General features: G+C 34.2%; 24 protein-coding genes and 1 pseudogene. 17 read left to right on the top strand and 8 right to left on the bottom strand.

Annotated features, from left to right (window positions below; genetic code table 11):
- Positions 1–12: 12 nt before the first annotated feature.
- Complete coding sequence (locus F3I00_RS08745) at positions 13–1,137, bottom strand: low temperature requirement protein A (protein ID WP_159311078.1); 1,125 nt, start codon at positions 1,135–1,137, stop codon at positions 13–15.
- A gap of 20 nt (positions 1,138–1,157) precedes the next feature.
- Entirely contained in the window at positions 1,158–1,982 is an 825-nt protein-coding gene (locus tag F3I00_RS08740) for an aldo/keto reductase (RefSeq protein WP_003650035.1), read from the bottom strand.
- A gap of 136 nt (positions 1,983–2,118) precedes the next feature.
- Between F3I00_RS08740 and F3I00_RS08735 the strand changes: the two genes are divergently transcribed.
- The 7 genes from F3I00_RS08735 (at position 2,119) to F3I00_RS08705 (ending at position 10,144) form a co-directional block, all read left to right on the top strand.
- A complete protein-coding gene (locus tag F3I00_RS08735) occupies positions 2,119–2,967 on the top strand; it encodes a DNA/RNA non-specific endonuclease (RefSeq protein WP_020807600.1) in 849 nt (282 codons plus the stop codon).
- A gap of 20 nt (positions 2,968–2,987) precedes the next feature.
- Positions 2,988–4,421 (top strand): C69 family dipeptidase, encoded by a 1,434-nt coding sequence (locus tag F3I00_RS08730; RefSeq protein ID WP_020807601.1) that lies wholly within the window; start codon positions 2,988–2,990, stop codon positions 4,419–4,421.
- A 309-nt stretch (positions 4,422–4,730) separates the two neighbouring features.
- On the top strand, positions 4,731–5,816 hold the full coding sequence (locus F3I00_RS08725; RefSeq protein WP_020807602.1) for an ABC transporter ATP-binding protein: 1,086 nt from the start codon (positions 4,731–4,733) through the stop codon (positions 5,814–5,816).
- Complete coding sequence (locus F3I00_RS08720) at positions 5,816–6,679, top strand: carbohydrate ABC transporter permease (RefSeq protein WP_020807603.1); 864 nt, start codon at positions 5,816–5,818, stop codon at positions 6,677–6,679. The genes F3I00_RS08725 and F3I00_RS08720 overlap by 1 nt, the downstream gene beginning before the upstream one ends.
- A gap of 1 nt (position 6,680) precedes the next feature.
- The gene (locus F3I00_RS08715) at positions 6,681–7,511 is read left to right on the top strand and encodes a carbohydrate ABC transporter permease (RefSeq protein ID WP_003650039.1); all 831 of its coding nucleotides are present in this window, start codon (positions 6,681–6,683) and stop codon (positions 7,509–7,511) included.
- Positions 7,495–8,796, top strand: coding sequence for an MBL fold metallo-hydrolase (locus F3I00_RS08710; RefSeq protein WP_020807604.1), 1,302 nt, complete (start codon positions 7,495–7,497; stop codon positions 8,794–8,796). The genes F3I00_RS08715 and F3I00_RS08710 overlap by 17 nt, the downstream gene beginning before the upstream one ends.
- Positions 8,797–8,839: 43 nt before the next feature.
- On the top strand, positions 8,840–10,144 hold the full coding sequence (locus F3I00_RS08705) for an extracellular solute-binding protein (RefSeq protein WP_003650041.1): 1,305 nt from the start codon (positions 8,840–8,842) through the stop codon (positions 10,142–10,144).
- Positions 10,145–10,209: 65 nt separating this feature from the next.
- Here the strand turns inward: F3I00_RS08705 and F3I00_RS08700 are convergent, their stop codons facing one another.
- Positions 10,210–10,578: a DUF1304 domain-containing protein gene (locus F3I00_RS08700; protein WP_020807605.1), complete on the bottom strand. Its 369-nt coding sequence runs from the start codon at positions 10,576–10,578 to the stop codon at positions 10,210–10,212.
- Positions 10,579–10,722: 144 nt separating this feature from the next.
- Here F3I00_RS08700 and F3I00_RS08695 point away from each other — a divergent pair, with 144 nt between their 5' ends.
- The 3 genes from F3I00_RS08695 to F3I00_RS08685 are packed head-to-tail and all read left to right on the top strand — an operon-like array spanning position 10,723 to position 12,147.
- Positions 10,723–11,181, top strand: coding sequence for a MarR family winged helix-turn-helix transcriptional regulator (locus tag F3I00_RS08695; protein WP_020807606.1), 459 nt, complete (start codon positions 10,723–10,725; stop codon positions 11,179–11,181).
- Positions 11,159–11,707, top strand: coding sequence for a GNAT family N-acetyltransferase (locus F3I00_RS08690; RefSeq protein WP_024273087.1), 549 nt, complete (start codon positions 11,159–11,161; stop codon positions 11,705–11,707). Before F3I00_RS08695 ends, F3I00_RS08690 begins: the two co-directional genes overlap by 23 nt.
- The gene (locus F3I00_RS08685; RefSeq protein ID WP_020807608.1) at positions 11,707–12,147 is read left to right on the top strand and encodes a GNAT family N-acetyltransferase; all 441 of its coding nucleotides are present in this window, start codon (positions 11,707–11,709) and stop codon (positions 12,145–12,147) included. The genes F3I00_RS08690 and F3I00_RS08685 overlap by 1 nt, the downstream gene beginning before the upstream one ends.
- 50 nt (positions 12,148–12,197) lie before the next feature.
- Here the strand turns inward: F3I00_RS08685 and F3I00_RS08680 are convergent, their stop codons facing one another.
- Positions 12,198–13,121 (bottom strand): BadF/BadG/BcrA/BcrD ATPase family protein, encoded by a 924-nt coding sequence (locus F3I00_RS08680; protein WP_003646795.1) that lies wholly within the window; start codon positions 13,119–13,121, stop codon positions 12,198–12,200.
- A 188-nt stretch (positions 13,122–13,309) separates the two neighbouring features.
- On the opposite strand from F3I00_RS08680, the gene F3I00_RS08675 reads away from it, so the two are divergent.
- From F3I00_RS08675 to F3I00_RS08665, 3 genes are all read left to right on the top strand, one after another.
- Positions 13,310–14,254, top strand: a complete 945-nt coding sequence (locus tag F3I00_RS08675) for a serine hydrolase (protein WP_020807609.1) — start codon at positions 13,310–13,312, stop codon at positions 14,252–14,254.
- A 131-nt stretch (positions 14,255–14,385) separates the two neighbouring features.
- Positions 14,386–14,949, top strand: a complete 564-nt coding sequence (locus tag F3I00_RS08670; RefSeq protein WP_020807610.1) for a TetR/AcrR family transcriptional regulator — start codon at positions 14,386–14,388, stop codon at positions 14,947–14,949.
- Positions 14,950–14,966: 17 nt separating this feature from the next.
- Positions 14,967–18,629, top strand: coding sequence for an MMPL family transporter (locus F3I00_RS08665; RefSeq protein WP_159311077.1), 3,663 nt, complete (start codon positions 14,967–14,969; stop codon positions 18,627–18,629).
- Positions 18,630–18,712: 83 nt separating this feature from the next.
- On the opposite strand, the gene F3I00_RS08660 is transcribed toward F3I00_RS08665, so the two are convergent.
- Entirely contained in the window at positions 18,713–19,516 is an 804-nt protein-coding gene (locus F3I00_RS08660; protein WP_020807612.1) for a Cof-type HAD-IIB family hydrolase, read from the bottom strand.
- A gap of 149 nt (positions 19,517–19,665) precedes the next feature.
- Between F3I00_RS08660 and F3I00_RS08655 the strand changes: the two genes are divergently transcribed.
- Positions 19,666–20,349: a TVP38/TMEM64 family protein gene (locus tag F3I00_RS08655; RefSeq protein WP_020807613.1), complete on the top strand. Its 684-nt coding sequence runs from the start codon at positions 19,666–19,668 to the stop codon at positions 20,347–20,349.
- Between the two features lie 72 nt (positions 20,350–20,421).
- Complete coding sequence (locus F3I00_RS08650; RefSeq protein WP_020807614.1) at positions 20,422–21,432, top strand: zinc-ribbon domain-containing protein; 1,011 nt, start codon at positions 20,422–20,424, stop codon at positions 21,430–21,432.
- A 52-nt stretch (positions 21,433–21,484) separates the two neighbouring features.
- Here the strand turns inward: F3I00_RS08650 and F3I00_RS08645 are convergent, their stop codons facing one another.
- The 3 genes and pseudogenes from F3I00_RS08645 to F3I00_RS08635 form a co-directional block, all read right to left on the bottom strand.
- Positions 21,485–22,858, bottom strand: a complete 1,374-nt coding sequence (locus F3I00_RS08645) for an NAD-dependent succinate-semialdehyde dehydrogenase (RefSeq protein WP_003650052.1) — start codon at positions 22,856–22,858, stop codon at positions 21,485–21,487.
- A 100-nt stretch (positions 22,859–22,958) separates the two neighbouring features.
- Positions 22,959–23,801: pseudogene (locus tag F3I00_RS08640) on the bottom strand (helix-turn-helix domain-containing protein).
- A 4-nt stretch (positions 23,802–23,805) separates the two neighbouring features.
- A complete protein-coding gene (locus F3I00_RS08635; RefSeq protein WP_020807615.1) occupies positions 23,806–24,594 on the bottom strand; it encodes an alpha/beta hydrolase fold domain-containing protein in 789 nt (262 codons plus the stop codon).
- A 165-nt stretch (positions 24,595–24,759) separates the two neighbouring features.
- Here F3I00_RS08635 and F3I00_RS08630 point away from each other — a divergent pair, with 165 nt between their 5' ends.
- Together F3I00_RS08630 and F3I00_RS08625 are read left to right on the top strand one after the other, a co-directional pair.
- The gene (locus tag F3I00_RS08630) at positions 24,760–25,359 is read left to right on the top strand and encodes a TVP38/TMEM64 family protein (RefSeq protein WP_003650055.1); all 600 of its coding nucleotides are present in this window, start codon (positions 24,760–24,762) and stop codon (positions 25,357–25,359) included.
- A complete protein-coding gene (locus F3I00_RS08625; RefSeq protein ID WP_020807617.1) occupies positions 25,359–25,913 on the top strand; it encodes a GNAT family N-acetyltransferase in 555 nt (184 codons plus the stop codon). The genes F3I00_RS08630 and F3I00_RS08625 overlap by 1 nt, the downstream gene beginning before the upstream one ends.
- Positions 25,914–26,064: the final 151 nt, after the last annotated feature.

Raw genomic sequence — 26,064 nt, 5'->3', positions numbered from 1 at the left:
TAAAAAGGAATCCTATAGTAGGATTCCTTTTTTTATGTGGGGAAGATTAAGATGGACTAACCAGCTGATATTAATTGCTACGATTATAAAAGTTAGAATTGTAATTACCTCAAAACTAGACCAAATAAGGCAAGCAGTTGCTCCAATTATAGTTGTAATTAAAAAGACCAGAATAGTAGATCTTCTTAATTTGAATTGCGGTTTATTGTAGCGTGTTGCAAATAATAATCCTAAATAAAATAAACCAACCCCGCAATATAGACATAAGACGGCAAACCAAGAATTAGCGTCTGTTTCGTGAATAAATTTAATGCTAACAGTAATTAGACTGATTCCAAAGATTATTAAATAGTGTAAATAAATTAAAGCATTACCTGTAACGTCATCTTGATCTTCATCAGTAAACTTATCGAATTGTAAAGCATAAGTGAAAAATAATAAAGCGACTGTTAAAAAGATAAGAATTGAATAAAGTGAAAAAGTATTAGGTCGAAAATAATCCGCAATTCCAATAATTGTTTCATCAAAGATAATAATTACTAAAAGATTTAATCTTTCAAGTAAATGAGGAAAAATAATAGGATGTTTAATAGTATATTTTGTGGTTAAAATAGGCATTAACCAACTAAAAATAATGCCAATGACTGCTAAAACAAAGCCAGGAATATTATCTAATAGTCCGCCAATGATTAAAGTAATTGATCTAAAAATTAAAATTAGAAAAAATGCCCGGGAAATATTTTGATCAATTTCACTTTTAGTTTGAAAATAATTAATTAAGTAATGACTTGCTAAAGTAAAAGAAAGTAAACCAGCAGAAATAAATAAAATTTTCATTTCAGTTAGGTTGTTTGTGTCAAAAGAGTTAGACATGTAAAGCAGAATCATCATGTCAATGAAATAAAAAGCAATGTCTGCCCAGCTACCTATCCCATAGCGATTAGTAAAGACAGTTTGAACCATCCATGAATTAATAAAGATAATAACAATTAATGCAAATAGTGCAAAAGATGTAGGGGAAACAAGGCCATGCTCAAGATGATGAAGTATCTCAGTTGTTTTAGAGATCATGTAGACAAAAACGAGATCATAAAATAAAGCAATTTTTGAAACTCGTTTATTTAAAATTGCTTGCATGAAGATTTTACCTGCTTTCTTTAGAATTCTTCGTGCTCATTCGGATCGAAACGGCGTGCGGATTCTTTATCTAAATCAATTAAGCTTTGAACTTCTTCAGGAGTTAATTTGAAATCAAAAATGTCTAAATTGCTTAGTTGGTGCTCATAAGAACTGGCTTTTGGAATTGGCACAACATTGATTTGCGTTTCCCAGCGTAAGATTATTTGAGCGGGAGATTTGTGATATTTCTGTGCTAATTCAATAATTTCTTTTTCTTGAAAGGCCTCACCACCACGCTGAAGCGGACTCCAAGCTTCAGTAATAATATGATGTTGATTATCATACTCACGAACTTTTTTACTTGACCAGTAAGGATGCAGTTCGATTTGGTTAACAGCTGGCATAACACCAGTTTCACGGTATAAGTATTCAATATGTTCTGGTTCGAAGTTAGAAACTCCTACTGAGCGAATTAAGCCGAATCTTTGTGCATCAATCATGGCTTGCCAAGCTTCAAGGTAGTGGTTTTCCTTTGGATTTGGCCAGTGGATTAGATAGAGATCATAATAGTCGAGGTCGGCAGAGTAAAGAGATTCTTGAATTTGTTCAAGTGCTTCTTGGTATTTGTGATGACGCCCAGGTAATTTAGAAGTTATAAAAATATTGTCGCGGTTTACACTACTATTTTTGATGGCACGCCCTACAGCTCCCTCGTTTTCATAATTAACAGCGGAATCTAGTAGACGATAACCATTTTTTAAGGCTGCTTGGATAGCAAAAACGCCGCGAGAACCGTTTAATTTATAAGTTCCAAAACCGATTTTGGGGATACGATTCCCATCGTTTAAATTGAAATATTCCATTCTTTTTCTTCTTTCTATTTTTGATAGAGTTGCCATGTTTATTGTAGCAGTCTAAATGAATAAAAACTTATTAATCATATTGCAAACATACGTTCAAATATCTATACTGAAAGAAATAAAGCTAGGGGAATAGGAAATGGCAAAGAGAAGAAAATATAGAAAAAAGCAAAAAAATACAGTAGCAAACTGGATTATAGCAATTGTGATTATTATTTGGGGTGGTTGGTTTAAGCTTCAATCTTCTAACCATACATCAAATCAAAGTCAAGAACCAAGTAGTTCTCAACAAGTAATAAATAAGGCTACAACAGCTAATACTAATTATGGCGGATTATCTAGTGATGATTATCAAAAACTAGCCAATTTGGATTTTAAAAGTGGCGACAAGGCTTATGTCTACGTAAATAATAATAAGTCGACATTGATTAAGAATGCCTGGAAAGTTAATAAGGTAATCTATTCTAATTTAGATAATTTAAATCGTACTTCTCATTCAAATACTGCTTTTCTCGAACCAAGAAATGTGGCTAATGATTCTTTAAGAGTAAGACAATTTATAAATCCTACGGCATGGCATTCTAACCGAGAAAATGGAACGCAGATCTATAATCGTGGTCATTTGATTGCTTATTCAATTTCGGCAGGAATTGATCAGGATGGTAACTATAATCCTAATAATCAGTCAGGTGATCAAAATAATCCGAAAAATTTATTTACGCAAACTGCATTTTCTAATCAAAAAATCCAGACCATTTTTGAGGGAAAAGTTCGAAATTCTTTAAAACAAGGAAATAAAATTATTTTTCAAGCAACACCAATTTTTAGGGGAAATGAATTAATGGCGCGTGGTATTAATTTACAGGCAATAAGCTTGAACAATAATTTGAACTTTAATGTTTATCTTTTTAACGTGCAGCCTGATTATGTGTTTGATTATAATAATGGTAGGGCTAAAATAGATCGTAATATGGTAGTTAATCAATAAATAATTTTTAGGAGAAAACAATGAAGAAAAGTAAAGATAACTGTACGGCAATGATTGTCGGAAAAAAAGCTACAATTGATGGTTCAACTATCATTGCACGTGATGAAGATGGTTATGGTGGTATTAATGAAAAGCTTTTTGTCGTTCATGAAGCTAAGGACTATGATGAAGACTATGTATCAAAGTATAACGGCTTGAAGCTTCACTTAAAGGGGCATGGCTGCAAGTGGACTGCTACACCAACAGCAGATGCTTCAGAAGGTCGCTGGGATGAGCAAGGAATTAATGAATATAACGTAGCAATGTCAGCTACTGAAACTGAAGCAACCAATGCTCGCTGTTTAGGACATGATCCTTTAGTTAAAAATGGTGTTGATGAAGATTCCATGGTGTATCTTGTTTTACCATTCGTTAAAAGTGCTCGTGAGGGTGTGGAACGCTTAGGTAAGTTAATTGAAAAATATGGTACTGGTGAAAGTAACGGTATCGCTTTTTCTGATCACAATGAAGTTTGGTATTTTGAAACTGGTGCTGGCCATCAATGGGTTGCTCAAAGAATTCCAGAAGATTCTTATGCAATTTGTCCGAATATTATGGTTATTCAAGATATCGACTTTGATGATCATGAGAATTTTATGTATGCTTCTACAATTCGTGATTTTGTGGAAAAGAACCATTTGAATCCAAGTACTGATGACAAGTGGAGTTTTAGAGATATTTTCGGTACTAAAGCTGAAGCTGATAGTTATTACAACACTCCTAGAACTTGGTATGGTCAAAAGTTGTTTAACCCTAGTGTTGAACAAGATCCTCTAAGTCAAGAAATGCCATTTATCAGAAAGCCTGAAAAGAAGATTGGCGTTGAAGATGTAGAGTATTTCTTATCAAGTCACTATAACGGGACTGAATATGATCCAATGGGATCTTTTGCTTCTGGGGATGATAAGAAGCAAAAGATGTTCAGGTCAATTGCTTTAGATAGAAACCAATCTAGTTGTATTCTTCAAATTAGAAATGATGTACCTAAAGAAATAGCTGGTATTCAATGGATTAACTTTGGTTTTTATGCTTATAGTCCTTATGTACCTTTCTATACCAATATTGATGACACGCCACTTAACTATCAAAAAGCTAGTCATATGGTTACGCCTGAATCTAGTGCTTATTGGTTATATAAGAGCTTACAAGTATTAGTAGAACCAAGATATCATCAATTTATTTACCAAGTTGATAACTTTAGAGATGAATGTCAAAGTTATGCTGTAAGTCGCGTTTCAGCAACTGATGAGAAAGCAAGAGAAATGTCTGGAAAAGAACAAACTAAATATTTAACGGCTGCTAATGCTGAAACTGCTGCTCATATTACTACTGAAACTAAGAAACTGATTAGTGACTTAACTAGACAAGCATTAAATACATCTAAATTTCAATTTGAACGCGGCGATAATTTATAATTTTTTGAGAAAACACTGCACAAGATGTAGTGTTTTTTTATTGTTCGACTTTCTCTATCTTGTATATTGAGAAAACCAATACAAAACATAAAACTAAAAAATGCAAGTAGCAAAATACGATTTATTAATATTTTTTATATGAAAATGTTCTTAAAATGATATTATTATCCACACCTTATCCACAAAAAAGCAATAAAAAATTCACAAAGTACGAATTATTTACTGAAAAAATATTTGTGATTTTGTTGCTTTTATCATAAAATTTGTGGTGTAATATGATTTAAATCTAAATGTAGTAGTGAGAGATATATGAACGAAGATAAATTCATTCAGGTAAATAACCTAGAAAAAACTTATGAGAATGGTTACCAAGCAATTAAATCTGTTAGCTTTTCCGTAAAGAAAGGCGACTTGGTATGTTTGTTGGGTCCTAGTGGTTGTGGGAAAACCACTACTTTAAATATGATTGCGGGTTTATTGAATCCAACTGGAGGAGACATTATTGTAAATGGTAAGTCTCTTCTTAATGTTGCGCCCAAAGATCGCAATATTGGCTATGTTTTTCAAAACTATGCCTTGTACCCTCATATGACAGTCTTACAAAATGTAATGTTTCCAATGACAGTTGGAAAGAATAAGAAGCCTAAAGACGAGGCTGAAAGAATTGCCAAAAAATTTATGAAGTTAACTCATATTGAAGAGTTGGCTGATCAAAAACCAGGTAACCTTTCTGGTGGTCAACAACAACGTGTTTCAATTGCACGTGCTTTAGTGCAAGAACCCCAGATTTTATTAATGGATGAACCGCTAAGCAACTTAGATGCACGCCTGCGTTTAAAGATTCGTGAAGAGATTCGTAATTTAGTTAAAGAAGTTGGCATTACAACCTTATTTGTTACGCATGATCAAGAAGAAGCTTTATCAATTGGAGATAAGATTATTCTTTTCCATAATGGTGTAATTCAACAAGATGATAAGGGACAAGATCTTTATCTAGAACCAAATAATCAATTTGTGGCTAACTTTATTGGTAATCCAGTAATTGATAACTTTGATGTTAAGGTAGCAAATGATCAAATTGTTGGCTCAGATTTTGAAATTCCAGTTGCAAAGTTAAATAGCTCAAAATTTAGAAGCGAATTAACAGATGGCGATTATACATTAAGTATTCGTCCAGAAAACTTGAAGCTAGCTGATGAAGGCGAACTCTCTGAAGTGATCGATGATATTGAGTTAATTGGACGTGAGCGTGTATTAAAGTTTAATCATGCTGGAATTAGTCAACGTGCATTAATTGATTTAGAGCAAGAAGTAAAACGCGGAGATAAAGTTAAATTTAAGATGAACTTGGATCGCATTTACTTATTTAAGCCAGATGGGGAGCGAATCTATTAATGAAAGATAATCAGAAAAAAGCTTGGTTATTCTTAGCACCGGCAATTGTTTGCGTTACTGTATTTAGCATCTGGCCGATTTTACGTGCCTTTACGATGAGTTTTGAGGGAGGCCCATTAATTGATCTGCATTTTAATGGCTTCTCAAACTATCAGTATATTTTTAGTGATCCAGAATTTTGGCGTGCAATTATGAATACAGCTATTTATTCATTTTTAGCTGTTCCAATTGCTTTAATAATTTCTGTTGCCCTTGCTTGGTTTATTTTTTCTAAAATTAAGCATACAGCTTTCTTTGAAACAATGTTCTTTATGCCATATGTTACAAGTACAATTGCAATCGGAATTGTTTTTCGCTACATCTTCAATGGTGAATATGGCCTATTGAATTTCTTATTAAAACTTGTTCATTTACCGCAACCAGATTGGTTAGATAATCCTAGCTTAAGTCTTGTTTCACTAATTATTTTTGGTGTCTGGTCATCCTTAGCTTTTAATATTGTTATCTTAATGGGTGCGTTAAGAAATATTGAACCGAATTACTATGTTTTGGCTGATATGTATGGGGCAACAAGTAAAGAAAAATTTTGGCGGATAACTGTTCCTCAACTAGTACCAACCTTAGCTTTTCTTTTAACAGTTAACTTAATTGGGGCATTTAAGATCTATACTCAAGTTTATGCATTATTTAATGGACAAGCTGGAGTAGGAAATTCAGCAATGACGGCAGTTTACTATATTTATAATAAATTCCAAATTGTTGGAACTCCGGGCGTAGCTATGGCTGCTACTGTGGTCTTGTTCCTATTTATATTGTTCGTAACTTTCTTACAAAGAAAATTGATGAAAAAGGTGAACAGTTAAAATGAAGCAGAAAAAATTACGTTGGGGAATGATTTTTGTCTATTTATTCATTGGAATTTTTGGCATTATAACTGTTTTCCCATTTATTTATATGATTTTAGGTGGCTTGATGTCATATCAAGAAACCACGACTATTCCGCCAACTTTGATTCCTAAAGTCTTTAGGTGGAGTAACTATCAAAAAGTATTCGAACAAGCGCCATTTGCAAGATATTTTTTGAATACCTTTATCACAGCAGCAACTACAACAATTGTTACTCTATTTACTTCAATCCTTGGTGCTTTTGCAATGACTAACTTAAAGTTCAGGGGAAAAGGATTAATTCAATTGGTCTTTCTTTCATTGTTAATGGTGCCTGGAGAAGCAATAATTTTTACCAACTATAACACGATTGCTCATTTAGGCTTATTGAATACTTATTTAGGATTAGTTTTACCATTCTTAACTTCAATCTTCTATATGTATTATTTGCAAAGCTACTTCACAGCAATTTCGCCAACAATTTATAAAGCAGCCATGATCGATGGGGCTTCTGATTGGGAATATATTTGGAGAATTTTAGTTCCAATGTCTAAAGGTGGGTTAATTACTGTAGCGTTACTTAGTTTTATTTCTGGCTGGAATTCATTCTTATGGCCATTATTGGTTACAAATGAAGATAAGATGCGTTTATTAAACAATGGGTTAGCTGCATTTGCGTCAGATGCAGGAGCTCAAACGCAACTGCAATTAGCAGCAGCAACTTTAACAGTTGTTCCTGTTTTAATTGTTTACTTCATTTTTAGAAAGCAAATTATTCGAGGAGTAGTACGTAATGACCTCAAAGCCTAAAACTAAAGTTACTTTTTATAATGGATTAACTACCATCGGTGGCCCAATGATTGAAGTGGCTTATGATAAGTCGCATGTATTGTTTGATTTAGGAGAAGTATATCGTCCAGAATTAGGGCTAAAAATGGAAGATGAAGATTTTGCTACTCTGCTCAAGTATCAACTAATTGGTGATGTGCCAGATTTCTATGATCCTAAAGTTACAGGAAAAGAAATTGATCATGAACGGTGGGAACATAGCGCAGCATATATTTCTCATCTTCACTTAGATCACAGTAAGGCAATGAACTTGTTAGCGCCAGAAATTCCTTTATATGCAGGTCCATTAACAGCAGCCTTGTTGCCAGTGCTAAATCGTGATGGCGAATTTTTATTGCCAGCGGCTGATAAGCCTAAAAATTATACTCGCCCAATAATTGCTGCTAAGTTAAATGAGCCAATTCATGTTGGTGACATAACTTTAACAGTTGTCCCAAGTGACCACGATGCTTATGGGGCAACAGGTTTAATTATGAAGACGCCAGATAAAACAATTGTTCATACTGGTGATATACGTCTGCATGGCTATCATCCTGATTGGGTGCGTAAATTTATGGCAGCTGGTAAGGGATGTGATATGCTAATTATTGAAGGTACTGGTGTTTCATGGCCAGATCGTAGTGAAGACGATAGCGAGGAATTTAAAGGCGTTAAGAATGAAATTGAATTGACAAAAAGAATAGTTCAATACCAAAAAGATAATCCGAAGCGCCAATTAACTTTTAATACTTATCCTACAAATGTAGAGCGAATTTTGAGAATCATTTCAGATTCACCTCGAAAAGTAGTCCTTCATGCTAAACGTGCTGAACTCTTGAAGCTAGCATTAAAGCAAGATGTTCCTTATTATTATTTACCAGAAGATAAAAAAATTGATGCGCTTGATCCTGATCTTGAAATTAGTTATCAAGATCTTTTAAAGGACGATCATCAATATTTCTGGCAAGTAGTTGGTCATTATGATCAATTACAACAAGGTGGCTTGTACATTCACAGTAATGCCGAGCCTTTAGGGGATTTTGATCCAGCCTATGCTCCGTTTATTGAAAATATTGAGAAGCGTGGAATTGAATTAATAACTTTGCGTTGCTCAGGACATGCGGATGTAGCTGAATTAAAAGAAATTATTGCGGGTTTTGAGCCGAAAATCTTGGCTCCAGTGCACACATTGCATCCTGAATTAGAAGAAAACCCATTTGGAGAAAGGATTTTACCTAAGCGCGGAGAGGTATTTACGCTTAGTTAAAATTAAAATTTTATTTTGTTGTTGTTTTTATTGGGAGGAACATATGAAGTTCACTAAAAAATTTGCAGCAGTTGCAGTTGCTGCTTTAGCCCTTGTTGGCACTACTGCTTGCTCAAATTCTAAGAGTAATGATAGCTCAAGTAGTAAGTCTGCTGATATTCCAACTAAGATTACCAAGAAGACTACTGTTGTTTTCTGGCATGGTATGACTGGTACTCAAGAAAAGACTTTGCAAAGCTTGACTAAGGATTTTGAAAAGAAGAATCCTAACATTACTATTAAGCTTGAAAACCAAGGTAAGTACAATGATTTGCAAGCAAAGATTAACTCAACTTTGCAATCACCAAATAACTTACCTACAATTACTCAAGCTTATCCTGGCTGGCTATTAAATGCCGCTAACAGCAAACGCTTAGTTGATATGACCCCTTACATTAATAATAGTAAGATTGGTTGGGGTTCAGCTAAAAAGAGTGATATCCGTGAAGAATTATTAAAGGGTGCTCAAATTAAGGGGACTCAATATGGTATTCCATTTAATAAATCTGTTGAAATGTTAACTTACAACAAGGATTTATTAGACAAATACGGTGTTAAAGTACCAAAGACTATGTCTGAATTAAAGGCAGCTTCTAAGAAGATCTATGAAAAGAGTAACCACAAAGTTGTTGGTGCTGGATTTGACTCACTTTCAAACTACTACGTTTTAGGTATGAAGGATGAAGGCGTAAACTTCTCTAAGAACATCAACTTTACTGGTTCTAAGTCTAAGAAAGTAATTAATTACTATGCTGATGGTATTAAGGCTGGCTACTTTAAGACTGCTGGTTCAGCTGGCTACCTTTCAGGTGACTTTTCTAACCAAAAGATTGCTATGTTTGTAGGTACTAGTGCTGGTGAAGGCTTCGTTAAGATGGGTGTTGGTAACAAGTTCCAATACGGTGTTGCACCTCGTCCTTCTAAGTACAATATGCAACAAGGTACTGATATTTACATGTTTAACAAGGGTACTGCTCAACAAAAAGCAGCTGCCTTCATGTACATTAAGTACTTGTTAGGTAAGGACCAACAATTAACTTGGGCTGATAAGACTGGATACATTCCTGTAACTAATAAAGTAATTAATTCTAGTGCTTACAAGAACTCAACTAAGACTAAAGTTCCTGCTCAATTAGATAAGGCAATGAAGCACTTATACAGTGTTCCTGTAGTTAAGAACAGTAATGCCGCATACACTCAATTGAATTCAATTATGCAAAACATCTTTGCACAAGCAAAGAAGGGTCAAAGCTGGAATTCACAAATTGATGCTGGTAAGACTAAGTTCCAAAGTGCTTGGAATCAATAAAAACAGAATATTAAGTAAAAAAATGAGGACTGTCGTGATGACAATCCTCATTTTTTTGATGATTTTTAAAAGAAAAGTAGAATAAAGGCAATTAACGCAGGTAACATCTGAACAACAAAAATTTTTTTACTTGCTGTAAAACCGCCAAAAATAGCAACAACTACAACAAATGCTAGTAATAGTTGCCAGATCGTGATTAAAGTTGGCATTCTAAAGAAGAAAAATACGATTAAAATTAATAAACCTAACATTCCATTATAGATGCCTTGGTTGGCTAAGGCAGTTTTGGCAGCAGGTTGTTTAACAAAATTTATATCCATGTCAAATGATTTGGCTTGTAAATCGGGCTTTCCAAAGATTTCTAACCACATAATTCCAATATGTTCTATTCCGACAAGGATTGTTAGAATAACTCCAATATTTCTTAAAATCATTTTGTACTCTCCTTACTAATTCTTTCAGATAAATTTTACTTATTGTTAGTAGGTAAAGCAACTGATCAACTTAATATAAATTAGTAATATTGTTGCATTTACAACAATAGTGAAATATACTAGATAAAAATAAAAGGAGTAAACATGGAAAAAGAGGATATTCTAAGACAAATCGGTTCAATTTCACGGGCATTAGATTCGATTGCGAATATTGAATTTAAGGATTTGAAGTTGAATCGGGGACAATACTTATATTTAGTTCGAATTTTTGAACGTCCTGGAATTATTTCTGATCAATTAGCTATATTATTGAATATCGATCGCACTACTACTTCACGTGGAGTTAGAAAGATTGAACAGGCAGGACTTGTTTTTAAAAAAGATGATGAGGTTAATAAGAAAATTAAGCATCTTTTTGTCACAGAAGCTGGTGAAAAATTAGCGAAAGAGATAGAAAAAGAAAATACTTATTCCAATGAACTAATGATAAAGGGACTAAGTAAGACTGAACAAGCTGAGTTAGGAAGATATTTGAGCATTATTGAAAAAAATGCTAATGAGAATTGGAGCTTTGTAAAGAATGGTGGAAAAAGGGAGTACTAGGATGATGCAAGCATATGAAATAAAAAAAGTGACGATAGCTGATATTCAAGACTTACAACAGATTTCGCGCGAGACTTTTTCAGAGACTTTTGGCTCGCAAAATAGTACTGAAAACATGGAAAAATTTCTGAATAAAGCTTATGCAGAAGAAAAATTGAGATCTGAAATCGAAAACAAAAATAGTAATTTTTATTTTTTAATTGTAAATAATCAAGTAGCTGGCTATTTAAAGGTAAATGAAGGCGATGCTCAAACAGAGCGGGTGGCAGACAATGCTTTAGAAGTGGAAAGAATTTACTTGAAACAAAACTTTCAGCATCAGGGATTTGGCTTGGTTTTAATTAAACTAGCTGAGGAACTGGCTAGGAAAAAGAACAAGGCTAATATGTGGCTTGGTGTTTGGGAGAAAAATTATCAAGCTCAGGCTTTTTACAAAAAAGATGGCTTTAAGAGAGTTAGTCAACATACATTTGTAGTTGGAGATGATCCTCAAACAGACTTTATTTTAGTTAAGGAGTTAAAGTAATGAGGTTTTATTTTAAAGCAATTGATGAAATGACGGGACGAGAGGCTTTTTGTGTTGAAAGATTAAGAAATGAAGTTTTTGTTAGCGAGCAAAAAATCACAGTGCCTGAAATAGATGATGAGGATTTCTATGCTATTCATGTTTTTACTTTAAATAAAAGTAACGATAATGCATTAGCTACTTGCCGAATTTTTAAAGATAAAAATGGAGCTTGGTATTTAGGACGCGTCGTAGTTTCAAAGAAAGCACGGGGGATGCATCTAGGAAGCAAGATGCTGGAAGAAGTTCACTATTATTTAAAAGAAAATGGAGTTGATAGATTATATTGCCATGCACAGATGACAGCTAAGCCATTTTACGATTATCTTGACTATCAAGTGAAGGGCAATATATTTAATGAAGCTGGCATTGATCACATCTTAATGTATAAAGATTTATAGACAGAAAAAGACCTCGGAAAATAGAATTCCGAGGCCTTTTTAACTTTTAATTATTCATCATCGTTATGGTTAGTGAAGTAACGGTAGTCTTTACTCTTATCAAAAATTACACCACGTGCGTTTTCACCGTTTGAAACGCTGAATACTGCATCTGGGTATTTTTCTTTAACTTCAGCTTCCATGTAGGAACGCATCATAGCATTGTTTGAAAGAACTGAACCAGTTAAAGCAATGCGCATTGGCTTAGGATCTTCGTAACGATCTAAACACATAATAATATCGCGTGCTAAAAGATGAGCTTGATCGGCGATGATCTTACGAGCATCTTCATCGCCGCTATCTGCCAGTTTAGCAACTTTGACAGCTTTTGAAGCAACTTCTGGACTAGTTAAGCTGTAAAACTTAGCCGGAACTTCACCCATGTTGTCAACATTAAATTCTTTTACAAATAAGTCAATTAAGGAATTCTTCTCGCGTTTGTCCCAGCTAAGAAGTGCAGATTGAAGAGCAGCCTTGGTAATAGCATAGCCACTACCTTCGTCTCCAAGTAAAGAACCGTAACCACCAACAGCAATTAATGAGCCATTTTGACGACCATTAACAACAGATCCAGTACCAGCAATAACTAGAGCACCATCTGCTCCTTCAAGACCATTGTAAAGGGCAAGAAGTGAGTCAGTAATGGCACGGGTTGGAATGTTACCAACCATTGAAGAAATAGTTGCCGCAACTTCTGGAGCATTACCAACAACTGATAAACCAGCAATTCCGGCTAAGACCTTGATACAGTCACCGTCAATCTTATCGCGCAATTCGTTAACTGCTTGAGCAATGTTTTTAATACCAAGTTCGTAGTCGTTGTTGATTTGACCTGGGCCAGATTCTGCACGACCTAATTCTTTACCATTTTCATCATAAGCAATTGCCGTAGAGTGTGTACCACCTGCGTCAATACCAATCATATATTTCAACATAATTAATTATCCCTCACTGTAAATATTAATACTGGAATTATTGTACTAAAAAAAAATCAATTTGTGAACGCATTCAACTGATCCTATCTAAATAAAAAGATAAGTAAGAAATATAATAATCCTTATCTTTAAAGCATTTTTATTAAATTGCATGATAAAATAAAAATATGTAATTAAGGAGAATTTTAATGAAAAATAAAATCTTTTTAGGAGCAATTTTGTCATCCTTTTGTGCTTTAGCTTTTTATATGACAAGCATAAATCATATGAAGACACAAACTTTGGAGATATATGGAAATTCAACCGCGAAAGTAGCTCAAAAAAGCAAAATGAAAGAGGGCAGTAAGCAGACTCGTTTAACTAATGGAGAAAGCGAGATTGGCGAAGCTGCTATTTCAAAAAATAGTAATAAAAGCTTAGCTAAGGCTATTGTTAAGGCAAGCTCAAATGTTCAAGGCAATTATCAAATAAGCGTAAAAGACTTGAATAGTACTAAAGTTTTTACCGATTTAACTAATACTAGTCAAGACACTTTAAATGCAGGAAACGTCTTGAAATTATACGTCCTACTTGCTTATTACAAGGCAGTTCAAGATAAAAGCTTAAATTCTGCTACTCCATATAAAGTTAAAGCAAGTGATTTAAACGGTGGAGATAAAGTATTGAAGGCTGATATGGCCTATTCTTATACTTACTTGCTCGATTTAATGATACGGCAGCAAAATAATAATGCGGCTAATATCATCTTAAATAAAATTGGAAAAGATAAAGTAAATAAAACTGCAAAAACATTTGGCGCAAGCAAGACTGAAATTACAGAAAATTTTGGTAAGGATTTTGCCGGGAAAACCAGTAGCAATGATTTAGTTACGACTATGCAGAAACTATATCAGGGGAAAGTGTTAGGCAATGATATTGATAATCAGATTTTAGGTCAATTAGCTAATTTCCCCGAAAAAGGATTAGCTAAAAATATTAATGGCGTAGTTTATAGAATAGCTGATAAAAAACAAGGCGCAGCCTTAATTCAAGAAAACGGAAAAACATATGCAATGGCAATGGTTAGTGAGGAAGATGCAGATCTAGCTAAAGTTGGAGATGCAATTAATAATTGGATGATTAAACAAAGATAACTATATTAAAGGAGTTTCGTGACTCCTTTTTCTTTTTGCTCAAAAAGTAGATAAATTTCTACACATTGTAGATTGTTTTCTACAGGTTGTCGTGTTAAAGTATATGAGTACACAAAAAGAAGGTGATTATCTTGGCTAAAAAAAGAGCTTTAGACCGCTCAAAAGTAATTGATCAAGCAATAGCAATTATTAGTGATAAGGGACTAAGTGAGCTAACCATGCCAGCCTTGGCAAAGGCATTAGGGATTAGATCTCAGTCTTTATATCATTATGTTGCTAATCGTAATGATCTGTTAGTTCTAGTTTGCGTGAATAGACTACAAGTTTTGCGGCAACATTTAACGAAAAAGATAATAGGTCATTCGGGCTTAGACGCCTTGTTTAGATTCGCAGATGAGATACGAGATTTTTTGCTACATGATAAAGCAATTTCTGGAATTTACTATGGATTAAATGAATATGTTCAAAATGAACAAATTCACGAAGAAGTTATGAAAATAGTAGAACTAGGAGAAAAGCTGGATGTAGATAATAAAAATATCGTCTCCCTGCACAGTTTGCTGGGAGCAGTCTTGGGATACGTTTTCTTAGATCGTTATGTGATCGATGAAACAGAAAAAGAAGCTGATGATAATTACCATGAGATGCTTTTGCGACTTGTAGCGCCAAAACTTCAAGTTGAGGGTACAAAATAGAGGAAAGGAAAGTATACATGAAATTACTGAAAAACCATCTTGGTGCTTTGGTAGCGTGGATTGCGATTCTACTGATTGCGATCTTTTCATTGCCAGATGTAGATGCTTTAACGCGTCAGCATTCGGAAATTTCACTTCCTGAAGATGTTCAAAGCTCGATTGCGACAAACATCGAAAGTAAGTGGGGACACGGGCAAGATAATACTTATGTTGTAGGGGTTGTTTTTAATAAAAAGCATGGAAAATTAACCTCAAGTGATAAGGAGAAAATTGACAATACTATTCGCTTTTTGAAAGACAACAAGAAAAAGCTGGGTATTAAGTCAATGATGACCCCGAATGATAATTACGCTACAAAAGCACAATTAATTTCAAAAGATAAAACGACTGAAATTGTGCAATTGAATATTGCAAATGATCATTCGACTGTGTCTAATGTTAATAAGTCTTTAACTAAAGCAGTTAAAACATCTGGAATTAGAACATATGTAACTGGGGTAAGAATCCTTGAAGATGACTTCTCGGCTTCAGTTCAGGAAGGTATTAAAAAGACTGAATTAATTACTATCTTCTTTATTTTTATTGTTTTAGTAATTGTATTTAAGTCACCAATTGTACCAATAATTTCATTATTGACAGTTGGAGTTTCCTTTATTACTTCATTTTCAATTGTTACTAATTTAGTAGAGAAGTTTAACTTTCCATTTTCAAACTTTACTCAAGTTTTCATGGTTATTGTTCTGTTTGGTATTGGGACCGACTACAATATCCTGCTGTATGACAAGTTTAAAGAGAACTTGAGTAAGGGGATGTCGAACCACGATGCGACAAACGATGCTTTGCGTAAAGCTGGTAAGACCATCCTTTATTCTGGATCCTCAATTTTAATTGGATTTAGTGCTTTAGGACTAGCTAAATTCTCAATTTACCAATCAGCTGTTGGTGTTGCTGTTGGTGTTGCTGTTTTACTAGTTGTACTTTTGACCTTAAATCCATTCTTTATGGCTGTTTTAGGTAAGAAATTATTCTGGCCAGTTAAGAATTTTGAAGGCGAAAGTAATTCTAAATTATGGCACGCTCTTTCTAAGGGAAGCTTAGCTCATCCAATTATTTATTTAGTTGTGATGGCTGTTGTAGTTTTACCATTCTGCTTGTTCTATTCAAATAATTTGAACTATAACGATGCAGATGAAATTTCTGACTCTACCCCTTCAAAGGCCGGGCTATTATTACTGCAAGTTCACTTCTCTGAAGGTACACCAGAATACTCAACCTTATATATTCAAAGTGGTCATAAACTCGACAATGAGAAGAGCTTAAAAGAAATTGATCAGATTGTTAAGAAAATTCAAGCTGATCCAGACGTGAAATTTGCTTCATCAGTAACTGAACCAAATGGTAAGTCTATTAAACGTCTTTACGTTGATAATCAATTAGGAACTGTTAACTCAGGTGTAAATACAGCCAGAAATGGTTTGGGCACTTTAAGTAACGGTAGCAAGCAAATTACCAATGGTGCTGTTCAATTGCAGAACGGTGCAAATCAACTTTCTAATGGTACTGGTCGTCTTCAAAGTGGTGCAAATCAATTGTTAAGTGGTACTACACGTCTACAAAATGGTGCTAATACACTTAGAGTGGGTACGATGCAATTGGCTACTGGTGCTGGTCGTTTAGAGAGTGGTACTTTGAACTTGCAACAAGGTGCTGTACAACTTGAGAACGGTACGATTAAGTTAGTGAATGGTGCTGTTAACTTGCAAAACGGTACACGAGAATTGAGTCAGGGTACACAAAACTTTGTTAACCAATTAAATTCTATGAGTACTCAGTTATCAGGAAAATTGAGTGCCAAAGATAAGGCAAATATTCAAAAATTAGAACACGGATTACCAGAATTAAATGCGAATATTCAATTATTAAATCAAAAGCTAAATTCTGGTTCTAATTCAATCGATTCTGATGAAATAAAGAAGGAATTAACTAATGTAGGTACACAGGCGGGAATTATCGCTACACAATTAAAAGAAGCTGGGGCTACTTTAAATAGCTTAAATAATGTTCAAGGATCATCAGCTACTATGAGTGATAGTGAAAAAGCCCAACTTACTCAAGCTTATGCTCAAGCAATGAATAGTGCTAAGTTGAATGACCAACAAAAACAAATAATGAGTGGAGCCTTTGATAGCATTTTAGGTAAGGTAAATTCTGCAGCTGAACAAAAGTCTCAAGCGTTAAATTCTGGTTTATCTAGTTTAACAAAGGTGGCAGGAAACTTAAAAGCAGCGGCAGATGCTGATAAAAAATTAGGTGATTCTGCAGTTAAAGTTGGTAATTCGCTTGGTTCACTTAAGGAATTACAAACATTGAAGCAAAATGTAAATAAATTAGCAGATGCTTCAAACCAAGCATTACCAGGGGCAAGCACAGCTTTAAGTGAATTGAGCTCTGGCTTAACACAAGTTCAAGGCGCTATGGCTCAAGGAGTAGCTGGGGCTAATAAACTTAATTCAGGCGCATCTCGCTTAAACAACGGTGCAGGTCAACTTGCAACAGGCTTACAAGCTGGTGTGTCAGGTTCTAGTCAACTTGCAAATGGTGCTGGACAATTAGCAAACGGTGCCAGTCAATTGAACACAGGCTTACAAGCCGGACTAAGCGGAACTAATCAATTAGCCAATGGTATTGGCCAACTTAATGGTGGCGCAGGCCAATTAGCAAGTGGTATTGGTCAACTTAATGGTGGTGCAAGTCAATTAGCAAATGGTGCTGGTCAAATTGCATCAAATAATCCTAAGATTACCGCTGGAATTGATAAAGTTAATAACGGTTTAGGTGAAGGCCAAGAATACTTAACTGGCTTAGCAGATTCAGCTGCTGGTAAGACTTTCTACATCCCAGCTAAGATGATTCATTCATCAACTTTCAAACCAGCTCTTGATAACTACATGAGTTCTGATTTGAAATCTACTAAGATTATCATTATCTTGAAATTAGACCCAGCTTCAACTGAAGGGGCAAAGAAAGCTCACGAACTCAGCAACATGGTTAAGAAGTCAGTGAAGGGTACCAGCCTTCAAAGCTCAACTATTGCTATGGGTGGACAATCCGAAAAGATTTATGATACTCAAGAAACTGCAAGTAGCGACTTCTTAAGAACTGCAATTATTATGTTGGTAGGTATCGGAATTGCTTTGATCTTTGTTACTAGATCAGTATTGCAACCATTATTTATTCTAGGTACTTTAGTAATTGCTTACTTAACTTCTCTATCTATTAACCAATGGTTAGTTCACGCCTTATTAGGTAGATCATTATTAGCTTGGAATACTCCATTCTTTAGCTTTATCATGATCGTTGCCTTAGGTGTTGACTACTCGATCTTCTTAATGATGCGTTATCGTGAATTAGGAGAAGTAAACCCAGGCTGGACTACAAGTGAGAAGATGCTTCAAGCTTGTGACATTATTGGAACTGTAGTAATTTCTGCTGCTATCATCCTTGGTGGTACATTTGCAGCCTTAATTCCATCAGGTGTCCCAACTTTAATTGAAGTTGCATTATGTGTGGATATTGGGTTATTACTATTAGTATTCTTACTTCCAATTAACATGTCCGCTGCAATGAAGATTACATATGAAGGCTTAGGCAGAAAAAAGAATAAAAAAGATGCTGAATAGTATTTAATATTCTAAAAAATAAAAGATTGAAGTTTATCCTATTTTTGATCAGGATAAAACTTCAATCTTTTTTCTTTATAAAATTAATTAGATATTTTATTTAAGGCAGCTGCAATACCGTTGTGATTATTATCTAAGGTTACTGGAATATTCAACTTATTCTTTAGCTCTTCTGGTGCATTACCCATTAAAATTGGATGCCCAACAGCTTTAAGCATCGGTTCATCGTTATAATTATCCCCGAAAGCCCAAGCGTTCGTCTTATCTATTGCAAAGCTATCAAGAACAATTTTAACTGCTTTTCCTTTATTAACACCTTTAAGCATAATTTCTAAAAGATGGGGCGCGGATTTAACAAAAGCTAGTTTAGGAAAATCAGATTGGAGTGTAGGGATAATTTTATCAAGTGTGTCAGGCTTGCCAATGACTAGCACCTTGTGGATACCTTTTAAATCTTTTATTCGTTCTAGAGAAACAGGAAGTGATTTAACTCCAACTATTTCTTCTTCCTTTTTAACTAATGGATTTTTATTAAGTGAAGAAAACCAATTGTAGCCACTGTAGACATTCCAAGCAAGATCTTGAGTTTTAAGAGCATCTATTTTGGTAATTAGTTGGACTGCTTCTGCAGCATCAAAAAATTGTGAATTAAGCGGTCTTCCCATTTCGTCTAAGACTAACGCACCATTATAGGCAATAATAGGACAGAAATTAGTAATTTTATCTACTACGTTCATAATTCCTTTGGGCATGCGTGCAGAAACAGGAATAAATAAGTTACCAGCGATAATTTGTTTACGAATGGCATCGATTGTATCAGGCGATACATCACCACCAGATGTAATCAGGGTGCCGTCAATATCACTAAAAATTAGTTTTGCTGTCATAAAAATTTTCTCCTTTGATGGCTTTATCTATCTTATTATAATACGATAAAGATAAGAACTAATGAGCACGAAATTGCTTTTGCTTATTATTTTAAATAGTAAAAATTATAATTAATAACTACGTATAATTGAAATAGATGAGTGAAATTATGACAAAAAAATTGAGAAAAGTAATCTTTATCATCTGTGGAATCCTGTCCGCAATCATTTTACTTTACTTACTCTACCGCGACTATCGTCCTGAAATTGATGTTTTAATGCATCCTGATAGCCATACTAAAACAAAGTTACTCTATTTAATTCGCCAGCATGAAGTACGTGATAGCCTGTTTTTATTGGGTCTAATAACAGTTCTGAATGCTATTCCTGGTATGTCAAACTCTGTTTTTTGCATTTTAGCAGGACTTTGCTATGGGCCTTGGATTGGACTAGCAATTAACTGGGCCGGCAATATTTTAGGAAATTGTATTGTAGAGAGTTTAATCAAAAGGGTTGATTTTTCCCATCGGTTTAAAAAAAATAAGTTTTTAAATTGGCTAATGGCGCAAAAACATCCAAGTTTAGGAATGACATTAGGGTTTATGGTGCCAGTAATACCAAGTGTGTTAATTGATTACACAGCAGCTAGATTAAAAGTGCCAGCAAATAAATTTTTGTTGATGGTAATCGTGGGGATGTTTCCTACGTCTTTTATCTATGCCTTTGGTGGAGATGCAATCTTTAATGGGGATGCTAAAAAGTTAATTGGATCTTTAATTGGTATTGCAATTCTATTCATTATTGCTTGGTTATTAGTAAGAATGGCATCTAGAAAAAAGCAGAGAACGGCATAAGCATTCTCTGCTTTTTAGTTTAATTGCTTGAAATGCTATAATAAGCTAAAAAAGTTTATGAGGGAATTAAAAATGAAATGTCCAAATTGTGGTGAAGATGTAAAGTCGACTGATAAACAATGTCCTAACTGTCATTTTGATTTAGAAAAATTTAGAAATGAATTTTTTACTGGGCAAAATCAAACTCGTAATGAAAGCTCTGACAATCGTCAAAAGCAAGAAACACGTTCTGTTAAAAAGATTGCACCGAAAAAGCAAAATTCTACCATTGCTAGCATGATTAATTGGATTCAAGTAAATTCAATGATTGTTTTTGTTGTTGGGATAATTTTGTTGATTTTGACTAGTTTTTCACCATCATTAGGCTGGTCTTGCTTCTTTGCATTGTTAATATGGTTGTTTATAGTTTGTGATAAAAATAAAGGCAAAGTAACAGAACAGTACACTGTTGATCAGCGATTAACTGAGCATGTTAATAAGGTTGGCTCTGATGTGGTTAATTCTTTTGAAGAAGGGGAGAATCGAGTAAAAGCTCATCGACAAAAGATTGATAATAAGTTAGGGCGCGATCCAGAAGCAATAAAAAAAGTTGTTAAGCAAAAGAGAACAGCTACTCAATTGGGAGTAGTCTTAATTGCAGTTTTAAACTTGCTTCTTGTATTTAGTGGCCCATTTTCATCAGGAATGATGCAAGGATATCAGACTTTATCTATTTCAAAAGCCTTACTTTCAATTGGTAGATTTAATGGCAAGTATCTTCTGATTGGTTATGGAATGTGGCTTCTTCTAGTTGGAGTTCCAATCGCAATTATTATTTTGACAATTAGGAATGGTAAGAATAATAAAAGAATTGTTTTCTTACTTTCTTTAATCGAGTCGATTGTCTTAGTAATTTGTGCTGTTGAATTAATTTTTATGAATGCTGGTTCCTCCTTGGGAATTACTAATAATGCAGCAGCAAATAGTGTTGAAATTCAGAGGATTGTAGCAAATGCAATCTCATTTGGGGTTTCTACATACTTATTATTTGTATCAAGTATTCTTTTAACGGTTGTTGCGTTTCGCAGTATGAGACAAAATTAAAAAGAATTGGGTCATTATCTGATCCAATTCTTTTTTTGCATGTTTAAAAAAATTATTTTGAAACGTCAATCACTAAATGCTCATTTACAAATGACATTAAACCTAGTTCGCTTAATTCACGGCCATAACCAGACTTTTTAACACCGCCAAATGGTAATTCTGGAGCCGTGATCCAGCGTCCATTAATAACTGTCATTCCAGTATCAATTTCACTGGCTACTTCTTGCGCATGAGCTTTATTTTGAGAAATAACGCTTGAACCTAGACCAAAGCTCGAATTATTAGCTAGTGCAATTGCTTCTTCTTCATCTTTAACCTTAAATACTTCGGCAACTGGTCCAAATAATTCTTCATCGAATAATGGATTGTTTTGATCAATATTAGTTAAAATCATCGGACGGAAGAAAGCACCAGAACTTTCAATTTCGGGATATTGATAGGCAACTTCTGCTCCATGTTCAATTCCTTTTTTGATTTGCGCTGCTAACTTATCAGCAGCTTTTTGAGAATTCATTGGTGCGAGACTAGTTTCTTTATCTAAAGGATTACCGGGTTTAAGACTAGCGAAAGTGTGCTGCAAAATATTCATCACTTCATCGTAGCGTGATTCGACAACGATGATTCGTTTAGAAGAAGTGCAGACTTGACCACAGTTATAAGTTCTAGCGTCACTTAATACATTTTTTAATATCGTAGAATCGGCATCAGCTAAAACTATAAATGGGTCATTTCCACCTAATTCCATTGTCGATTTTTTAATATTTTTACCAGCTGCTTCGGCAACGCTGCTTCCGCCACGTTCTGAACCTGTAACAGCAACTCCTTGAACGCGCTTGTCAGCAATTACATCACCAATTTGGGCATAAGATAAAAATAAGTTTTGCAAACTTGCTTTTGGAGCGCCCGCTTCTTGAATAATTTTTTCTGTTAATTGAGCTGAAGCTGGGACATTGTGTGCATGTTTTAAGATAATTGGATTTCCAACCATGAAGTTAGGAGCAAATACTCTAATTACCTGATAGAGTGGGAAGTTCCAAGGCTCGCAAGCCATGATAATACCTGTTGATTGTTTTAGGTAATAAGCCGTCCCTAAGTTTGTTTCTAATGGAGTAGGCTCTAACATTTTAGGAGCTTTTTCAGCATAGTAATTACAAATGCTGATACATAAGTCTACTTCTTCAAGTGATTCATGATATAGCTTTCCCATTTCTAAAGTCATAGTTTTAGCCATCTCTTCACGATGCTTTTTGAAAGTATTGGCTATTTGATGAAGTAATTGACTTCTAGTAGCAGGAAGCTGACTACGCCAAGTCAAGTATAATTTTTCCCCAGCAGCAAGTGCTTGTTCAATTTCTTCTTGAGTAGCGTCGGGGTAACTCTTAATCAGCTGATTAGTATACGGATTAATAGATTCATATTTAGACATAAAATTTCCTCTTTTCAATATATTTCATTATAAAGCGCTTTCTTACGGATGTATATAAAAATCACTTCTTTTTAGTAAGATATAAAAGAAGTGATTTAGTTTAAGCTAGTTTACTAATTTTTTCTAATAATACATGATTATTGTTGAGACGGGCAAAAGCGGCTGAATCGTTTAAATATTGAGTAGTCCTTTGTTGTGGGCCTTTTTCTGCAATATTATTTTGAGCTAATTGAAAAAGTATGCGAGCAGTAAAATAAATTACATGCCGTTTTTTGCATAAGTCATATCCCATCTCTAATAGTTTATTAGATTGTTCATAATCCTGGTTTCGACCATAAAATTCCCCGCCGTTACACAAAATAGAAAGAAATTGTAGTAGCGAATCTTCATCTTCAAGCTGAACATTGGATATTGAAGAGAGAATGATGTCATAGTAATGGCGAGCTTTTTCAACATCATTTTGTAAATCATAAACTTGACTACAACCTTTAAGTGCAAGAAGATGGTAAATCTTATTCTGTTTTGACAAGTGTGCATCAAGAATTGTATTGAAGTAATACAAAGCATCAGTCTCAGCATGATCAAGATTTAAGGCAAGAAGCCCACGTAAATAGTAATAATGAAGGATATCTTCTTGCCGTGTTAATCCATCTTTATTAATGCTAGCTAAAAGTTGAGCTACTTTTGGAAAATCAAGCTGAATGACAGCAAAATCGGCTTCAAATAGTTTATGAGATGTTTTTTTATTAGAATCTACATCCATAATATCTGCTACGTTAATATTCTAACGGTCGCAAAGACTATTTAAAATTTTTAAAGACGGAATACGACCATTATTTTCAAATTTACTTAATGTAGATTGAGTACAAATACCATTGCATAATTCAGTCTGCGATAAACCTAATTTTTTGCGAATGGAAATAAATTTGTTAATATTAATCATTCTTTTACTCCTTGATTGTCTGAAAAAGAAAATCTAAAGATTCATCCAAGTAGTCCTTGGCATAGTCCATTGCATGACGATGACCTTTGATGATCAATAATTCAATTTCGTGATCATGATTAGCTAAAAAGTCGACAAATTTTAAGATTCCATCTAATGGAACAAGTTCATGAGCAGAATTGATCATTTTTAAGCGTCCTAAATTGTTAAGATCATAATTTTCTGCATCCATTTGTTTGTAAATAACTTGATCATCTTTACCCGCGTATTTCAATACAAAGAACTTATAAAATGATTCAAAAATATCGTGTAAATTAGTGAGCTTTAATTCGTTCGCTCCATATCTTGAAGGTATAACGTTTGGATGAGTTTTCATCCAATTAGAGAAGTCTACAGATGCTGACCAAGTTACAGTAGGAAAACCATATATTCCGGCAAGGTAGATAGCCAAAGTACCACCAACACTGGCACCAATTTGTACGATATTTTGTTGATCATCTTCATCGGTATATTTTGACTCTAGTAACCACTCCACAAATTTTTTACTGTCTTGATGAGCAGCCGGAAAAGTAGAGGCAGGAGCTAAGCGATAGTCAGGGATAAGAGTCATAAAGCCTGCATTTGCTAATCTTATCCCAAGATTCTTAACATCATTTTTTGAGCCAGCAAACCATCCTCCGCCATGCCAAAAGATTAGAATTTTAGTTTGTGAATTAGTATTGTTAGGAAAATAAATGTCTGTCTTCAAATTGTTGTTTTCGTCGTAAATTATGTCTTTTTTTATAACAACCATAATTAAGCCTCTTAGTTATTTTTTAACACACTAATATTATAGAATAAATGTCAACGATAAGTCATATCTTATTCATCCTATATATAAGTTTATTTCATCGGTTAAGGCGCCTATTTTGTTTTGTTTTTGTTATCATTAATTTAACATACCAAGGAGGGCAGAAAAATGTCTACTAAAACGAGTCGTAAATTAATCAATATTTTGACGATTGTTACTACAATTATCCTAGTTTTACTAAGTATTTATTGGTATAGGCTAGGCATTTTTACAAGCCAGGAAAAAATGAAGGCTTATTTGGCAAATAAGCAGATCATTGGTCCCTTGATTTTTACTTTAATTCAAATAATTCAAGTTGTTATTCCTATTATTCCAGGTGGAGTTTCATTACTGGGTGGAGTGATATTTTTTGGACCAATCTGGGGATTTATTTATAACTATGTAGGAATTTGTCTAGGTTCGATCATTTTATTCTTTTTGGCTAGACATTATGGACGCCCATTTATTTTGCATTTGGTTTCTGAAAAAACATATGAAAAATACATGAAGTGGACAGCAAATCAGAAGAAATTCAATTGGTTCTTTGCTTTGTGTATTATTGCGCCAATGGCGCCAGATGATATTCTTTGTATGATTGCTGGGTTAACTGAAATGAAATTTTCAACATACTTATGGATAATTTTATTAGGAAAGCCTTGGACAATTGCAGCTTATAGTTTGGGATTGGTTTATGGTGCCAAATGGTTATTAAAGTTAGTAGGCAAGTAATGCTTGAAAGTAAACGAATTATTTTAAGAAAAATTGAGACAAATGATGCGCCCACCTTACTCAAGTGGGGTCAAGATAGTGTGTATCATAAAAGCGCTGGTTATCAATATCTGGAAGATTTAAGTGCTGCTCAAAAAAGCATTGGTCAATATAGGGCAAGGCCCTATAGTTACGGAATAGTATTGAAAGAAAGTGGCCGCTTAATAGGATTAGTTGAATTATATGAACGTGGATTAGATGAATATAATGGCTTATTGATGACAAAAGACTTAGGTTTTTTATTAGATAAAAATTATTGGCATCGAGGATTAATGACAGAGGCTTTGCAGCTAATAATCAATTTTGCTTTTGAAAAATTGCACCAAAATCAAATTTGGGCCGGGACTTTTGTTTCTAATGAAAACTCACAAAGATTACTAAAAAAATTAGGTTTTAGATATGTTTATACAACTGATTATTCAATGGTTTCTTCGCTTTTTAATTATCAAGAAAAATATTATTTGTTAACACCACAGGATTGGCATGATATAATGCAGATAAACATGAAATCCTAAGACTAATTTCAGAGAGCTCATGGTTGGTGTAAATGAGTAGAAAGTCGTTTCCAGATTTCGATTATTGGGTAGGTAATTCTACACGGTTAGCACCGTTATCGCTTTTTGAGTGTGGTATTTTTAACCAAATTTGGGTGGTACCGCGAACCGT

Source organism: Lactobacillus sp. JM1, assembly GCF_009834385.1.
Lineage (GTDB): Bacteria > Bacillota > Bacilli > Lactobacillales > Lactobacillaceae > Lactobacillus > Lactobacillus paragasseri.
Note: the sequence above shows the minus strand (reverse complement) of the source record. Positions and strands in the feature narration are given on the sequence as shown.

Excerpts from the sequence above, each read along its gene's own strand:
- F3I00_RS08725 (WP_020807602.1), top strand. The coding sequence starts at position 4,731 with ATGAACGAAGATAAATTCATTCAGGTAAATAACCTAGAAAAAACTTAT.
- F3I00_RS08635 (WP_020807615.1), bottom strand. The coding sequence starts at position 24,594 with ATGGTTGTTATAAAAAAAGACATAATTTACGACGAAAACAACAATTTG.
- F3I00_RS08710 (WP_020807604.1), top strand. The coding sequence starts at position 7,495 with ATGACCTCAAAGCCTAAAACTAAAGTTACTTTTTATAATGGATTAACT.
- F3I00_RS08665 (WP_159311077.1), top strand. The coding sequence starts at position 14,967 with ATGAAATTACTGAAAAACCATCTTGGTGCTTTGGTAGCGTGGATTGCG.
- F3I00_RS08680 (WP_003646795.1), bottom strand. The coding sequence starts at position 13,121 with ATGTTGAAATATATGATTGGTATTGACGCAGGTGGTACACACTCTACG.
- F3I00_RS08690 (WP_024273087.1), top strand. The coding sequence starts at position 11,159 with ATGGTGGAAAAAGGGAGTACTAGGATGATGCAAGCATATGAAATAAAA.
- F3I00_RS08660 (WP_020807612.1), bottom strand. The coding sequence starts at position 19,516 with ATGACAGCAAAACTAATTTTTAGTGATATTGACGGCACCCTGATTACA.
- F3I00_RS08700 (WP_020807605.1), bottom strand. The coding sequence starts at position 10,578 with ATGATTTTAAGAAATATTGGAGTTATTCTAACAATCCTTGTCGGAATA.
- F3I00_RS08720 (WP_020807603.1), top strand. The coding sequence starts at position 5,816 with ATGAAAGATAATCAGAAAAAAGCTTGGTTATTCTTAGCACCGGCAATT.
- F3I00_RS08650 (WP_020807614.1), top strand. The coding sequence starts at position 20,422 with ATGAAATGTCCAAATTGTGGTGAAGATGTAAAGTCGACTGATAAACAA.
- F3I00_RS08705 (WP_003650041.1), top strand. The coding sequence starts at position 8,840 with ATGAAGTTCACTAAAAAATTTGCAGCAGTTGCAGTTGCTGCTTTAGCC.
- F3I00_RS08715 (WP_003650039.1), top strand. The coding sequence starts at position 6,681 with ATGAAGCAGAAAAAATTACGTTGGGGAATGATTTTTGTCTATTTATTC.
- F3I00_RS08735 (WP_020807600.1), top strand. The coding sequence starts at position 2,119 with ATGGCAAAGAGAAGAAAATATAGAAAAAAGCAAAAAAATACAGTAGCA.
- F3I00_RS08625 (WP_020807617.1), top strand. The coding sequence starts at position 25,359 with ATGCTTGAAAGTAAACGAATTATTTTAAGAAAAATTGAGACAAATGAT.
- F3I00_RS08645 (WP_003650052.1), bottom strand. The coding sequence starts at position 22,858 with ATGTCTAAATATGAATCTATTAATCCGTATACTAATCAGCTGATTAAG.
- F3I00_RS08745 (WP_159311078.1), bottom strand. The coding sequence starts at position 1,137 with ATGCAAGCAATTTTAAATAAACGAGTTTCAAAAATTGCTTTATTTTAT.
- F3I00_RS08630 (WP_003650055.1), top strand. The coding sequence starts at position 24,760 with ATGTCTACTAAAACGAGTCGTAAATTAATCAATATTTTGACGATTGTT.
- F3I00_RS08655 (WP_020807613.1), top strand. The coding sequence starts at position 19,666 with ATGACAAAAAAATTGAGAAAAGTAATCTTTATCATCTGTGGAATCCTG.
- F3I00_RS08730 (WP_020807601.1), top strand. The coding sequence starts at position 2,988 with ATGAAGAAAAGTAAAGATAACTGTACGGCAATGATTGTCGGAAAAAAA.
- F3I00_RS08675 (WP_020807609.1), top strand. The coding sequence starts at position 13,310 with ATGAAAAATAAAATCTTTTTAGGAGCAATTTTGTCATCCTTTTGTGCT.
- F3I00_RS08740 (WP_003650035.1), bottom strand. The coding sequence starts at position 1,982 with ATGGAATATTTCAATTTAAACGATGGGAATCGTATCCCCAAAATCGGT.
- F3I00_RS08695 (WP_020807606.1), top strand. The coding sequence starts at position 10,723 with ATGGAAAAAGAGGATATTCTAAGACAAATCGGTTCAATTTCACGGGCA.
- F3I00_RS08685 (WP_020807608.1), top strand. The coding sequence starts at position 11,707 with ATGAGGTTTTATTTTAAAGCAATTGATGAAATGACGGGACGAGAGGCT.